Origin of the sequence: Leclercia sp. 119287 (assembly GCF_009734485.1) — a bacterium.
Lineage (GTDB): Bacteria > Pseudomonadota > Gammaproteobacteria > Enterobacterales > Enterobacteriaceae > Enterobacter > Enterobacter adecarboxylatus_C.
The window spans coordinates 4407630-4419897 of sequence record NZ_CP046445.1; the positions used below are offsets into that span (position 1 = coordinate 4407630).

At 50.9% G+C, this 12268-nt stretch carries 21 protein-coding genes; 3 read left to right on the forward strand and 18 right to left on the reverse strand.

Translation table 11 applies throughout. From position 1 onward, the window contains the following. The first annotated feature begins 23 nt into the window (after positions 1-23). The 3 genes from rsmB to mscL all read left to right on the forward strand — a co-directional run bounded on the left by rsmB (position 24) and on the right by mscL (position 3273). The gene (rsmB, locus tag GNG27_RS21140) at positions 24-1310 is read left to right on the forward strand and encodes a 16S rRNA (cytosine(967)-C(5))-methyltransferase RsmB (RefSeq protein ID WP_156264758.1); all 1287 of its coding nucleotides are present in this window, start codon (positions 24-26) and stop codon (positions 1308-1310) included. A 22-nt stretch (positions 1311-1332) separates the two neighbouring features. Then, positions 1333-2709, forward strand: a complete 1377-nt coding sequence (gene trkA / locus GNG27_RS21145; RefSeq protein WP_142487325.1) for a Trk system potassium transporter TrkA — start codon at positions 1333-1335, stop codon at positions 2707-2709. 147 nt (positions 2710-2856) lie between these two features. Further along, positions 2857-3273, forward strand: a complete 417-nt coding sequence (gene mscL / locus GNG27_RS21150) for a large-conductance mechanosensitive channel protein MscL (protein ID WP_142487326.1) — start codon at positions 2857-2859, stop codon at positions 3271-3273. On the opposite strand, the gene GNG27_RS21155 is transcribed toward mscL, so the two are convergent. From GNG27_RS21155 to rplE, 18 genes are all read right to left on the reverse strand, one after another. After that, on the reverse strand, positions 3241-3486 hold the full coding sequence (locus tag GNG27_RS21155; protein WP_142490029.1) for an alternative ribosome-rescue factor A: 246 nt from the start codon (positions 3484-3486) through the stop codon (positions 3241-3243). The genes mscL and GNG27_RS21155 overlap by 33 nt on opposite strands. 55 nt (positions 3487-3541) lie before the next feature. Then, a complete protein-coding gene (gene zntR / locus GNG27_RS21160) occupies positions 3542-3967 on the reverse strand; it encodes a Zn(2+)-responsive transcriptional regulator (protein ID WP_142487327.1) in 426 nt (141 codons plus the stop codon). Positions 3968-3969: 2 nt separating this feature from the next. Further along, on the reverse strand, positions 3970-4338 hold the full coding sequence (locus GNG27_RS21165) for a DUF1992 domain-containing protein (RefSeq protein ID WP_156264759.1): 369 nt from the start codon (positions 4336-4338) through the stop codon (positions 3970-3972). 106 nt (positions 4339-4444) lie between these two features. After that, positions 4445-4828: a 50S ribosomal protein L17 gene (gene rplQ / locus GNG27_RS21170; protein ID WP_001216368.1), complete on the reverse strand. Its 384-nt coding sequence runs from the start codon at positions 4826-4828 to the stop codon at positions 4445-4447. A 40-nt stretch (positions 4829-4868) separates the two neighbouring features. Beyond that, positions 4869-5858, reverse strand: coding sequence for a DNA-directed RNA polymerase subunit alpha (gene rpoA / locus GNG27_RS21175; RefSeq protein ID WP_002919219.1), 990 nt, complete (start codon positions 5856-5858; stop codon positions 4869-4871). Between the two features lie 25 nt (positions 5859-5883). Next, entirely contained in the window at positions 5884-6504 is a 621-nt protein-coding gene (rpsD, locus tag GNG27_RS21180) for a 30S ribosomal protein S4 (RefSeq protein WP_032614687.1), read from the reverse strand. A gap of 34 nt (positions 6505-6538) precedes the next feature. Then, a complete protein-coding gene (rpsK, locus tag GNG27_RS21185) occupies positions 6539-6928 on the reverse strand; it encodes a 30S ribosomal protein S11 (protein ID WP_003863312.1) in 390 nt (129 codons plus the stop codon). 16 nt (positions 6929-6944) lie between these two features. Continuing rightward, positions 6945-7301 carry a 30S ribosomal protein S13 gene (rpsM, locus tag GNG27_RS21190; RefSeq protein WP_003031135.1) on the reverse strand — a complete coding sequence of 119 codons (357 nt, stop codon included), beginning with the start codon at positions 7299-7301 and terminating at the stop codon, positions 6945-6947. A 146-nt stretch (positions 7302-7447) separates the two neighbouring features. After that, positions 7448-7564 (reverse strand): 50S ribosomal protein L36, encoded by a 117-nt coding sequence (gene rpmJ, locus GNG27_RS21195; protein WP_000868187.1) that lies wholly within the window; start codon positions 7562-7564, stop codon positions 7448-7450. Positions 7565-7595: 31 nt separating this feature from the next. After that, positions 7596-8927: a preprotein translocase subunit SecY gene (gene secY / locus GNG27_RS21200; RefSeq protein ID WP_039032064.1), complete on the reverse strand. Its 1332-nt coding sequence runs from the start codon at positions 8925-8927 to the stop codon at positions 7596-7598. Between the two features lie 7 nt (positions 8928-8934). Continuing rightward, positions 8935-9369 carry a 50S ribosomal protein L15 gene (gene rplO, locus GNG27_RS21205; RefSeq protein WP_032614692.1) on the reverse strand — a complete coding sequence of 145 codons (435 nt, stop codon included), beginning with the start codon at positions 9367-9369 and terminating at the stop codon, positions 8935-8937. A 3-nt stretch (positions 9370-9372) separates the two neighbouring features. Next, the gene (rpmD, locus tag GNG27_RS21210) at positions 9373-9552 is read right to left on the reverse strand and encodes a 50S ribosomal protein L30 (protein ID WP_003863301.1); all 180 of its coding nucleotides are present in this window, start codon (positions 9550-9552) and stop codon (positions 9373-9375) included. A 6-nt stretch (positions 9553-9558) separates the two neighbouring features. Then, positions 9559-10059, reverse strand: coding sequence for a 30S ribosomal protein S5 (rpsE, locus tag GNG27_RS21215; RefSeq protein WP_007369821.1), 501 nt, complete (start codon positions 10057-10059; stop codon positions 9559-9561). A 14-nt stretch (positions 10060-10073) separates the two neighbouring features. Then, positions 10074-10427 carry a 50S ribosomal protein L18 gene (gene rplR, locus GNG27_RS21220; protein ID WP_032614694.1) on the reverse strand — a complete coding sequence of 118 codons (354 nt, stop codon included), beginning with the start codon at positions 10425-10427 and terminating at the stop codon, positions 10074-10076. 9 nt (positions 10428-10436) lie between these two features. Next, complete coding sequence (rplF, locus tag GNG27_RS21225) at positions 10437-10970, reverse strand: 50S ribosomal protein L6 (RefSeq protein WP_142487329.1); 534 nt, start codon at positions 10968-10970, stop codon at positions 10437-10439. A 12-nt stretch (positions 10971-10982) separates the two neighbouring features. Continuing rightward, a complete protein-coding gene (gene rpsH, locus GNG27_RS21230; protein ID WP_032614699.1) occupies positions 10983-11375 on the reverse strand; it encodes a 30S ribosomal protein S8 in 393 nt (130 codons plus the stop codon). 30 nt (positions 11376-11405) lie between these two features. Next, positions 11406-11711: a 30S ribosomal protein S14 gene (rpsN, locus tag GNG27_RS21235; protein ID WP_032614701.1), complete on the reverse strand. Its 306-nt coding sequence runs from the start codon at positions 11709-11711 to the stop codon at positions 11406-11408. Positions 11712-11725: 14 nt separating this feature from the next. After that, entirely contained in the window at positions 11726-12265 is a 540-nt protein-coding gene (gene rplE / locus GNG27_RS21240) for a 50S ribosomal protein L5 (protein ID WP_032614703.1), read from the reverse strand. Positions 12266-12268: the final 3 nt, after the last annotated feature.

Below are 12268 nucleotides of genomic sequence, written 5' to 3' on the forward strand. Positions count from 1 at the left end.
CGGGCATTTTTATTTTTGCACTTATGAAAAAACAAAATTTACGCAGCCTGGCAGCACAGGCGATTGAGCAAGTGGTCGAACAGGGCCAATCACTGAGCAATGTCCTGCCACCGTTCCAGCAAAAAGTTTCCGATAAAGACAAGGCACTGCTTCAGGAGTTGTGCTTTGGCGTCCTGCGCACGCTGCCCCAGCTGGAGTGGCTGATCGGCAAACTGATGGCACGCCCGATGGCGGGTAAACAGCGCGTGCTTCACTATCTGATCATGGTCGGTTTCTATCAGTTACTGCATACCCGTATTCCGCCTCATGCTGCACTGGCCGAGACAGTAGAAGGTGCGGTTGCGGTAAAGCGCCCGCAGCTTAAAGGACTGGTTAACGGCGTGTTACGTCAGTTCCAGCGCCAACAGGATGAGTTGCTGGCTGAATTTGCCCGCTCGGAAAAACGCTTCCTGCATCCTGACTGGTTATTAAAGCGTCTGCAAAAAGCCTATCCGCAGCAGTGGGAAACGCTGATTGAGGCCAATAACCAGCGGCCGCCAATGTGGCTACGCGTGAACCGCAACCACCACTCTCGCGATGCCTGGTTGGCACTGCTGGAAGAAGCCGGGATGAGCGGATTCCCGCATCCGGATTATAGCGATGCGGTTCGTCTGGCCGCACCGGCGCCGGTGCATGCTCTTCCTGGATTTGAACAAGGCTGGGTTACCGTTCAGGATGCCTCCGCCCAGGGTTGTATGACCTGGCTTGAACCGCAAAATGGCGAGCGTATTCTCGATCTGTGCGCCGCGCCAGGCGGCAAGACCACGCATATCCTTGAAGTCGCACCGCAGGCAAGCGTTATGGCTGTCGACGTTGACGAACAGCGTCTTTCCCGTGTTTATGAGAATCTCAAACGTCTGGGCATGAAGGCCGAGGTTAAGCAGGGCGACGGACGGACGCCTGCTCAGTGGTGCGCAGATGAGCAGTTCGACCGTATTTTACTGGATGCGCCTTGTTCCGCTACCGGAGTGATCCGCCGTCATCCGGATATTAAATGGTTACGCCGTGACCGGGATATCAATGAGCTGGCGCAGCTGCAGTCAGAGATCCTGGACGCCATCTGGCCACATCTGAAAACAGGTGGCACGCTGGTTTATGCTACCTGTTCCGTACTGCCAGAGGAAAACTGTCAGCAGATCGCGGCGTTCCTGAAGCGTACGCCTGATGCCCGTCTGCATCTGACCGGTACACCAGAGCAGCCCGGCAAACAAAACCTGCCTGGGGCAGAAGAAGGCGACGGCTTCTTTTACGCTAAGCTAATCAAAGAGTGATGTTGATAACGGGTCACAAGATATGAAGATAATCATTCTGGGCGCGGGACAGGTGGGCGGAACGTTGGCAGAAAACCTGGTCGGTGAGAATAACGACATCACTATCGTTGATACCAATGGCGATCGTCTGCGCGGCCTGCAGGATAAATTCGATCTGCGCGTGGTTCAGGGGCATGGCTCTCATCCGCGGGTGTTACGTGAAGCCGGTGCTGATGATGCCGACATGCTGGTTGCTGTTACCAGTTCAGATGAAACCAATATGGTTGCCTGTCAGGTCGCCTATTCGCTATTCAACACTCCGAACCGCATCGCGCGCATCCGTTCCCCGGATTACGTGCGTGACGCCGATAAGTTGTTCAATTCCGATGCGGTTCCTATCGATCATTTGATCGCGCCAGAACAGCTGGTTATCGACAGTATCTACCGGCTTATCGAATACCCGGGTGCGCTGCAGGTGGTGAATTTTGCGGAAGGCAAAGTCAGCCTTGCGGTGGTGAAAGCCTATTACGGGGGCCCATTAATTGGTAACGCGCTCTCCACCATGCGCGAACATATGCCGCACATCGATACCCGTGTTGCCGCGATTTTCCGTCATGACCGCCCTATCCGACCGCAAGGCTCTACCATTGTCGAAGCCGGGGATGAAGTCTTCTTTATTGCCGCATCGCAGCATATTCGTGCAGTGATGAGTGAGCTTCAGCGACTGGAGAAACCCTATAAACGGATCATGCTGGTCGGGGGCGGTAATATCGGTGCTGGTCTGGCTCGCCAGCTGGAAAAAGATTACAGCGTAAAATTGATCGAACGCGATCAGCAGCGTGCTTCTGAGCTGGCAGAAAAACTGCAGAATACGATCGTTTTCTATGGTGATGCGTCGGATCAGGAGCTGCTTGCCGAAGAACATATCGATCAAGTCGATCTTTTCATTGCGGTCACCAACGACGACGAAGCCAACATCATGTCAGCGATGCTGGCAAAACGGATGGGTGCAAAGAAGGTTATGGTGCTCATCCAGCGCAAAGCCTATGTCGATTTGGTGCAGGGAAGCGTTATCGATATTGCGATTTCCCCACAACAGGCCACCATTTCTGCCCTGCTGAGCCATGTACGTAAAGCGGATATCGTGGGGGTGTCTTCCCTGCGTCGTGGAGTTGCGGAGGCTATCGAAGCCGTGGCTCATGGCGATGAGAGCACGTCCCGCGTTGTTGGACGAACGATTGACGAGATTAAGCTCCCGCCGGGTACTATCATTGGTGCGGTAGTGCGGGGTAATGATGTAATGATCGCCAATGACAATCTGCGTATCGAGCAGGGCGATCACGTCATCATGTTCCTGACTGATAAAAAGTTTATTACCGACGTCGAACGCCTGTTCCAGCCAAGTCCTTTCTTCCTGTAATACCAGAAAGGTGCTGTTATCAGCACCTTTTCTTTTTAACCCAATAATATGTAAGGGTTATATTTCTGTGACGCATGTCTCTCTTCAATGGCAATCCGCTAATGATTTGTTAAACTTGTATCTGTCAGCTGGCACAAGGAGAACATAATGAGTTTTATTAAAGAGTTTCGCGAATTTGCGATGCGCGGAAATGTAGTGGATTTGGCTGTGGGTGTAATTATTGGTGCAGCGTTTGGTAAGATCGTTTCATCACTGGTTGCCGATATCATCATGCCCCCACTCGGACTATTGATTGGCGGGATTGATTTCAAACAATTCGCCATAACCCTGCGTGAAGCCCAGGGTGATATACCTGCGGTAGTCATGCACTACGGCGTGTTTATTCAGAACGTATTTGATTTTGTGATTGTTGCTTTCGCCATCTTCATGGCTATTAAGCTCATCAACAGATTGAACCGTAAGAAAAAAGAAGAACCGGCTGCGCCTGCAGCTCCATCGAAAGAAGAAGTGTTGCTGACTGAAATTCGTGACTTACTGAAAGCGCAGACCAACCGCACTTTGTAAGACTCTGAAAGCAAGAAGGCCAGTGGTAAGAAAGCGATTTGCTTGCTTGCCACTGGCCTCCCAGTTACCCCGTTTTGCATGTTTAGTTTTACGCAGATAACTTCCTTTCCCTTTCTTATTCTTCTCAATCCGCTGCCTGAATAAGGGATCATGTAATAATGCTTCGATAGCGTTATCGTTGATTTGACCTTTCTTGTGCTGATAATGGCTCATAATTTCTCCGGTATAATGTAAATCGACGCAAGTGTAGAAGTCGTTGGCAATAAAATCAACAGCCGTGCGCTCCTCCATTTGCACCTTGTTCAAGTGTTTCAAGGATGGAGCAGTAAACGCTGCTGTGCGCAGTGCCACAACAGGCATCATTCAGCCGCTGCAGAGACAGACGCATCGTTTGTAACTCTTCAATGCGCGCTTCGACTTCACTCAGCCTCGCCTGCACAATGCTTTTTGATTCCTGGCAGGTATGATGTTCAGGATCGATGCGGATCGACAACAGCTCGCGGATCGATTCCAAGGTAAATCCCAGCTGTCGGGCATGGCGAATAAATTTCAGACGCTGAAGATCCTTATCGGTATACAGCCGAAAGCCCCCTTCAGTGCGTACCTCATGCTCCATCATCTGCTGCTTTTCGTAATAACGAATGGTGTCAGGCGTGACGTCAGCCAGCTTCGCAATTTCACCAATACGATACATCATTAGTCCTCACTCATTTTTTGCGCTAACCAATCAGCGTAGTCGCCGTGCAGGAATTCTGTACTCACGCCCGCCTGTCGAAGCTTAAGCTCGAGAAGCGTGAGACGACGGCTGTACACCATGTGCTCGGCAGAGCCCTGACTGACCGTATTGAGTAATTGGGTAAGCTCAACCGCCTCTTTACGCTGCTCAAGCTCTGGTGGCAGGCAACCTGCATTTTTCAACATCCGATAGCCTGCCCGCAGTTCAGGAGGAACATGTGAATCATCGTCCAGTATCAGCGGTTGGCCACTTCCGGGCAGGTTATCAAATTCGCCCTGGCGTTGGGCATCAAGAATGTGTCGTTCTGCCCACTGGTCGAGTAACCACATAGCAAAACTCCGCAGAGAATGGAAAGAATATAACTATTTTAGGAAAGTGGGGATCCAGCAGATATAAAAAAACCCGCCGGGGCGGGTTTTTTTACGTTACTACAGATTACTCTGCAGCAGCTTCTGCTTTCTCTGAACGATCAACCAGCTCGATGTAAGCCATCGGCGCGTTGTCGCCTGCACGGAAGCCACACTTCAGAATACGAGTGTAACCACCGGCACGGCTCGCGAAACGCGGGCCCAGTTCGTTAAACAGTTTTGCCACGATCTCGTTATCACGAGTACGGGCGAATGCCAGACGACGATTAGCAACGCTGTCAGTCTTGGCAAGAGTAATCAGCGGCTCAACTACGCGACGCAGCTCTTTCGCTTTAGGCAGGGTCGTCTTGATGATTTCATGACGAACCAGTGAACCTGCCATGTTGCGGAACATAGCCTGGCGATGGCTGCTGTTGCGGTTCAGTTGACGACCACTCTTACGATGGCGCATGACCTTATCCTTCTCAGTAAAACCTTAACCTGTGATCCGGTTACTCGTCAGCAATGCTTGCCGGTGGCCAGTTTTCCAGGCGCATGCCCAGAGACAGACCACGTGAAGCCAGCACGTCTTTAATCTCGGTAAGAGATTTTTTACCCAGGTTCGGCGTTTTCAGCAACTCAACCTCGGTACGCTGTACCAGATCACCGATATAGTGGATAGCTTCTGCCTTGAGGCAGTTAGCAGAGCGGACAGTCAATTCCAGATCGTCAACAGGGCGCAGCAGGATCGGATCGAATTCTGGTTTCTCTTCTTTCACTTCCGGCTGACGTACATCACGTAAGTCAACGAAAGCTTCCAGTTGTTCTGCCAGGATGGTTGCCGCACGACGAATCGCCTCTTCAGGATCGATTGTGCCGTTGGTTTCCATTTCGATGACCAGCTTGTCCAGGTCGGTACGCTGTTCTACACGCGCTGCTTCAACATTGTAGGCAATACGCTCTACAGGGCTGTAGCATGCGTCGACCAGCAGACGGCCGATTGGGCGCTCATCTTCTTCCGAATGAATTCGGGCAGAAGCCGGCACATAACCACGACCGCGCTGAACTTTGATACGCATGCTAATAGCTGCGTTCTCATCGGTCAGGTGGCAGATCACGTGCTGCGGCTTGACGATTTCGACATCACCGTCGTGGGTGATATCGGCTGCAGTCACAGGGCCAATGCCAGATTTATTCAGAGTAAGAATAACTTCATCTTTACCCTGAACTCTCACCGCCAGCCCTTTCAGGTTGAGCAGGATTTCAAGGATATCTTCCTGAACGCCTTCTTTGGTGCTGTACTCATGAAGTACACCATCAATCTCAACCTCGGTCACCGCGCAACCCGGCATCGATGAGAGCAGAATACGGCGCAGTGCGTTACCCAGAGTATGGCCAAAGCCACGCTCTAAAGGCTCAAGGGTCACCTTGGCGTGCGTCGAACTCACTTGCTCGATATCTACCAGGCGCGGTTTTAGAAACTCTGTCACAGAACCCTGCATTGTGTCCTCTCTTTGGTACTAAGCTTTACTTGGAGTAAAGCTCGACGATCAGGTGTTCGTTAATGTCCGCAGACAGATCAGAACGTTCCGGCTGACGCTTGAACGTACCTTCCATCTTGCCAGCATCAACTTCCAGCCAGGTTGGCTTTTCACGCTGCTCAGCCAGCTCCAGAGCGGCTTTCACGCGAGATTGCTTTTTCGCTTTCTCACGAATGCTAACAACGTCATTCGCTTTAACCTGATAAGAAGCGATGTTAACAACACGACCGTTTACCATGATTGCTTTATGGCTAACCATCTGACGTGCTTCAGCACGAGTGGCGCCAAAGCCCATACGGTATACAACGTTGTCCAGACGACCTTCCAGCAGAGCCAACAGGTTTTCACCGGTGTTGCCTTTCAGACGTGCTGCTTCTTTATAGTAGTTACGGAACTGACGCTCCAGCACACCGTACATACGGCGAACTTTCTGCTTTTCACGCAACTGCACACCATAGTCAGACAGACGCGGTTTACGCGCACCGTGCTGGCCAGGAGCTTGTTCAATTTTACACTTGGTATCGATCGCGCGAACGCCAGACTTAAGGAATAAGTCGGTGCCCTCACGACGGCTCAGCTTGAGCTTAGGACCCAAATATCTTGCCATTTTCTATCTCCAACAATCCTAGAAAACGAACGCGTTATACGCGACGTTTTTTCGGCGGACGACAACCGTTATGAGGGATCGGAGTCACATCAGTAATATTAGTGATGCGGAAACCAGCGGCGTTCAGAGCACGAACAGTAGATTCGCGACCCGGACCCGGACCTTTTACCATAACTTCCAGATTCTTGATGCCGTATTCTTTTACGGCTTCAGCGCAACGCTCTGCTGCAACCTGAGCTGCGAACGGAGTTGATTTGCGTGAACCACGGAAACCGGAACCACCGGCTGTTGCCCAACCCAGTGCGTTACCCTGACGATCAGTAATAGTAACGATGGTGTTGTTGAAAGAAGCATGGATATGAGCCACGCCGTCAGAGACTTGTTTTCTTACACGCTTACGTGCACGAACTGGTGCCTTTGCCATTATTCAATCACCCCGATTATTTCTTGATCGGTTTGCGCGGACCCTTACGGGTACGTGCGTTGGTCTTGGTACGCTGGCCGCGAACCGGGAGACCACGACGATGACGCAAACCGCGATAGCAACCAAGATCCATAAGGCGCTTGATGCTCATGCTAACTTCACGGCGCAGATCACCTTCAACGACAAATTTGGCAACTTCGTCACGCAGCGTGTCGATTTGTTCTTCAGACAGCTCACTGATCTTAACATCTTCAGCGATACCCGCTGCAGCCAGAATGGCTTTGGAACGGGTCTTGCCGACGCCGTAGATCGAAGTTAATGCGATCACAGCATGTTTCTGATCAGGAATGTTAATGCCTGCTATACGGGCCACTATGCACTCCTACTATTTAATATGTACGCACCATGCTGAAAAGCCCGTTTTCAGGATACTCAAATGGAAACGTACAGACATACAAAAGATTGGCTGGCTAATCTAGCCAGCTCAACCCAACTTTGCAAGAAAAATATGCGAAATAATCAGCCTTGGCGCTGTTTATGCTTCGGCTCGGCACTGCAAATCACACGGATGACACCATCACGCTTAACGATTTTGCAGTTACGGCATAATTTCTTGACGGAAGCACGAACTTTCATTTTTACTCTCCGTAACTTCTCGGGCGCCCTGTTAGCGGCCGTAGCCTTTCAGGTTCGCCTTCTTCAATGCAGACTCGTACTGACTTGACATCATCAGAGTTTGCACTTGAGCCATAAAGTCCATAATCACGACAACAACGATAAGCAGTGAAGTCCCACCAAAGTAGAACGGTACTTTCATTGCATCACGCATGAACTCCGGGATCAGGCAGATAAAAGTAATATAAAGCGCACCAACCAAAGTCAGGCGAGTCATTACTTTATCGATATACTTCGCCGTTTGCTCTCCCGGACGAATTCCTGGTACAAATGCACCGGACTTCTTCAGGTTATCTGCTGTTTCACGCGGGTTGAAGACCAACGCCGTGTAGAAGAAACAGAAGAAGATGATCGCAGACGCATAGAGTAACACATAAAGTGGTTGCCCAGGCTGCAAATACAGCGAAATTGTTGTCAGCCAGTTCCAACCAGTCCCGCCCCCGAACCATGACGCGATGGTCGCCGGGAACAGAATAATACTGGAAGCGAAGATTGCCGGGATTACCCCTGCCATATTCACTTTCAGCGGTAAATGTGTGCTCTGTGCAGCATAGACACGACGACCTTGCTGACGTTTTGCGTAGTTTACCACAATACGGCGTTGACCACGTTCAACGAAGATAACAAAGAACGTCACTGCAAATACTAATACTGCAACCAACAGCAACAGGAGGAAGTGCAGGTCGCCTTGACGCGCTTGCTCGATAGTATGGGCAATGGCTGGCGGGAGTCCCGCAACGATACCAGCGAAAATAATGATCGAAATACCGTTACCGATACCACGTTCAGTAATTTGTTCGCCGAGCCACATCAGGAACATGGTTCCTGAGACCAGACTTACAACAGCGGTGAAATAGAATGCAAAGCCTGGGTTAATAACCAGGCCCTGCATACCAGGCATATTCGGTAGACCGGTAGCAATACCGATCGACTGGAATATTGCCAGCACCAGAGTGCCGTAACGGGTGTACTGGCTGATCTTACGACGACCAGACTCCCCTTCTTTCTTCAGCTCTGCCAGGGTCGGATGAACGACCGTCAGCAGCTGGATAATGATCGATGCCGAAATGTACGGCATGATACCCAATGCAAAGATTGAAGCACGGCTGAGAGCACCACCAGAGAACATGTTAAACATTTCAATGATGGTGCCACGCTGTTGCTCAAGCAGTTTGGCAAGTACAGCGGCATCAATACCAGGGATCGGAATAAAAGAGCCAATACGGAACACAATAAGCGCACCGATTACAAACAACAGTCTGCGTTTCAGCTCGCCTAAGCCACCTTTGGCACTTTGAAAATCTAATCCCGGTTGTTTAGCCATCTGCTACTTATTCCTCGATTTTACCGCCAGCAGCTTCGATAGCAGCACGAGCACCTTTAGTAACACGCAGGCCACGAACAGTTACCGGAGTAGAAACTTCACCAGCCAGGATCACTTTCGCGAACTCGATCTGGATACCGATAATGTTTGCTGCTTTCAGCGTGTTCAGGTCTACAACGCCGCCTTCAACTTTCGCCAGGTCAGACAGACGAACTTCGGCTGTGATCGCTGATTTGCGAGAGGTGAAGCCGAACTTCGGCAGACGACGGTACAGTGGCATCTGGCCACCCTCGAAACCGCGACGTACGCCACCGCCAGAACGAGAGTTCTGACCTTTGTGACCACGACCACCGGTTTTGCCGAGGCCAGAACCGATACCACGACCCAGGCGTTTACCCGCCTTTTTAGAGCCTTCGGCCGGAGACAGAGTATTTAAACGCATCTCTTACTCCTCAACTTTAACCATGAAGTAAACCGCGTTGACCATACCACGAACAGCAGGAGTATCCTCGCGCTCAACGGTATGACCAATACGACGCAGACCCAGGCCAAGCAGCGTTGCCTTGTGTTTCGGCAGACGTCCGATTGCACTGCGGGTTTGTGTAATTTTAATAGTCTTTGCCATGGTCAATTACCCCAGAATTTCTTCAACGGATTTACCACGCTTGGCAGCGACCATTTCTGGAGATTTCATATTTTCCAGGCCATCAATAGTTGCACGAACCACGTTAATCGGGTTGGTGGAACCATATGCTTTAGCCAGAACGTTATGAACTCCAGCAACTTCCAGAACGGCGCGCATTGCACCACCGGCGATGATACCGGTACCTTCGGAAGCTGGCTGCATGAAGACACGAGAACCCGTGTGAGTACCCTTAACTGGGTGCTGCAGGGTGCCGTGGTTCAGCGCGACGTTAATCATATTGCGACGGGCTTTTTCCATCGCTTTCTGGATCGCTGCTGGAACTTCACGCGCTTTACCGTAACCAAAACCAACGCGGCCATTACCATCACCAACAACAGTCAGAGCTGTGAAGGAGAAAATACGACCACCTTTAACGGTTTTAGATACGCGGTTAACCGCGATCAGCTTTTCCTGCAGTTCGCCAGCCTGTTTTTCGATGTGAGCCATCTTACACCTCTACCTTAGAACTGAAGGCCAGCTTCACGGGCAGCATCTGCCAGTGCCTGGACGCGACCATGATATTGGAACCCGGAACGGTCAAAGGACACAACTGTGATGCCTTTTTCCAGAGCGCGTTCAGCAACAGCTTTACCTACAGCTGCAGCGGCGTCTTTGTTACCGGTGTACTTCAATTGTTCAGTAATAGCTTTTTCTACAGTAGAAGCAGCTACCAGAACTTCAGAACCGTTTGGTGCAATTACCTGTGCGTAAATATGACGCGGGGTACGATGTACCACCAGGCGAGTTGCACCCAGCTCTTTGAGCTTGCGGCGTGCGCGGGTCGCACGACGGATACGAGCAGATTTCTTATCCATAGTGTTACCTTACTTCTTCTTAGCCTCTTTGGTACGCACGACTTCGTCGGCGTAACGAACACCCTTGCCTTTGTAAGGCTCAGGACGACGGTAGGCGCGCAGATCTGCTGCAACCTGACCGATCAGCTGTTTATCAGCGCCTTTCAGCACGATTTCAGTCTGAGTCGGGCATTCTGCAGTGATACCGGCCGGCAGCGGATGCTCAACAGGGTGTGAGAAGCCCAGAGACAGGCCTACTGCATTCCCTTTGATCGCTGCACGATAACCTACACCAACCAGCTGAAGCTTTTTAGTGAAGCCTTCGGTAACACCAACAACCATTGAGTTCAGCAGGGCACGCGCGGTACCAGCCTGAGCCCAGCCATCAACGTAACCAGTACGTGGGCCGAAGGTCAGAGCATTGTCTGCATGATTAACTTCAACAGCATCGTTGAGGGTACGAGTCAGCTCGCCATTTTTACCTTTGATCGTAATAACCTGACCGTCGATTTTTACATCAACGCCGGCAGGAATAACGACCGGTGCTTTAGCAACACGAGACATTTTTTCCTCCGATTAGGCTACGTAGCAGATAATTTCGCCACCAAGACCAGCTTGGCGCGCTGCACGATCAGTCATAACACCTTTAGAGGTAGAAACAACTGCGATACCCATGCCGGCCATAACTTTTGGCAGCTCATCTTTTTTCTTATAGATGCGCAGGCCTGGGCGGCTGACACGCTGAATGCTTTCTACAACAGCTTTACCCTGGAAATACTTAAGAGTAAGTTCCAGTTCCGGCTTGGTGTCGCCTTCAACTTTAAAATCTTCGATAAAACCTTCTTCCTTCAGCACGTTGGCAATTGCCACTTTCAGCTTGGCGGAAGGCATGGTGACCGCAACTTTGTTCGCGGCCTGACCGTTACGGATACGGGTCAGCATATCCGCGATCGGATCTTGCATGCTCATCTGTCTTTACTCCCGTGATTCAATTGGTAATTACCAGCTAGCCTTTTTCAAGCCTGGTACTTCACCGCGCATGGCGGCTTCACGCAGTTTGATACGGCTCAACCCGAACTTGCCCACGAAACCATGTGGACGACCTGTTTGACGACAGCGGTTACGCTGACGAGACGGGCTGGAATCACGCGGCAGAGACTGCAGCTTGAGAACAGCATTCCAACGATCTTCGTCGGAAGCGTTCACATCAGAAATGATCGCTTTCAGTTCAGCGCGTTTAGCGAAGAATTTATCAGCTAAAGCTACGCGCTTTACTTCGCGTGCTTTCATTGATTGCTTAGCCATTCAGTAACCCTACCTTACTTGCGGAACGGGAAGTCAAACGCAGCCAGCAGAGCGCGGCCTTCTTCGTCAGAGTTCGCAGTAGTGGTAATGGTAATATCCAAACCACGCACGCGGTCGACTTTATCGTAGTCGATCTCTGGGAAGATGATCTGCTCACGGACACCCATGCTGTAGTTGCCACGACCGTCGAAAGACTTAGCGGACAGGCCACGGAAGTCACGGATACGTGGAACAGCAATAGAGATCAGGCGCTCAAGGAACTCCCACATGCGTTCGCCACGCAGAGTTACTTTACAGCCGATCGGATAGCCCTGACGGATTTTGAAGCCTGCAACAGATTTGCGTGCTTTGGTGATCAGCGGTTTTTGACCGGAGATTGCTGTCAGATCAGCTGCTGCGTTATCCAGCAGTTTCTTGTCAGCGATCGCTTCACCAACACCCATGTTCAGGGTGATCTTCTCGACCCGAGGGACTTGCATGACAGAATTGTAGTTAAACTCAGTCATGAGTTTGTTAACTACTTCGTCTTTGTAGTAATCATGCAGTTTCGCCATCGT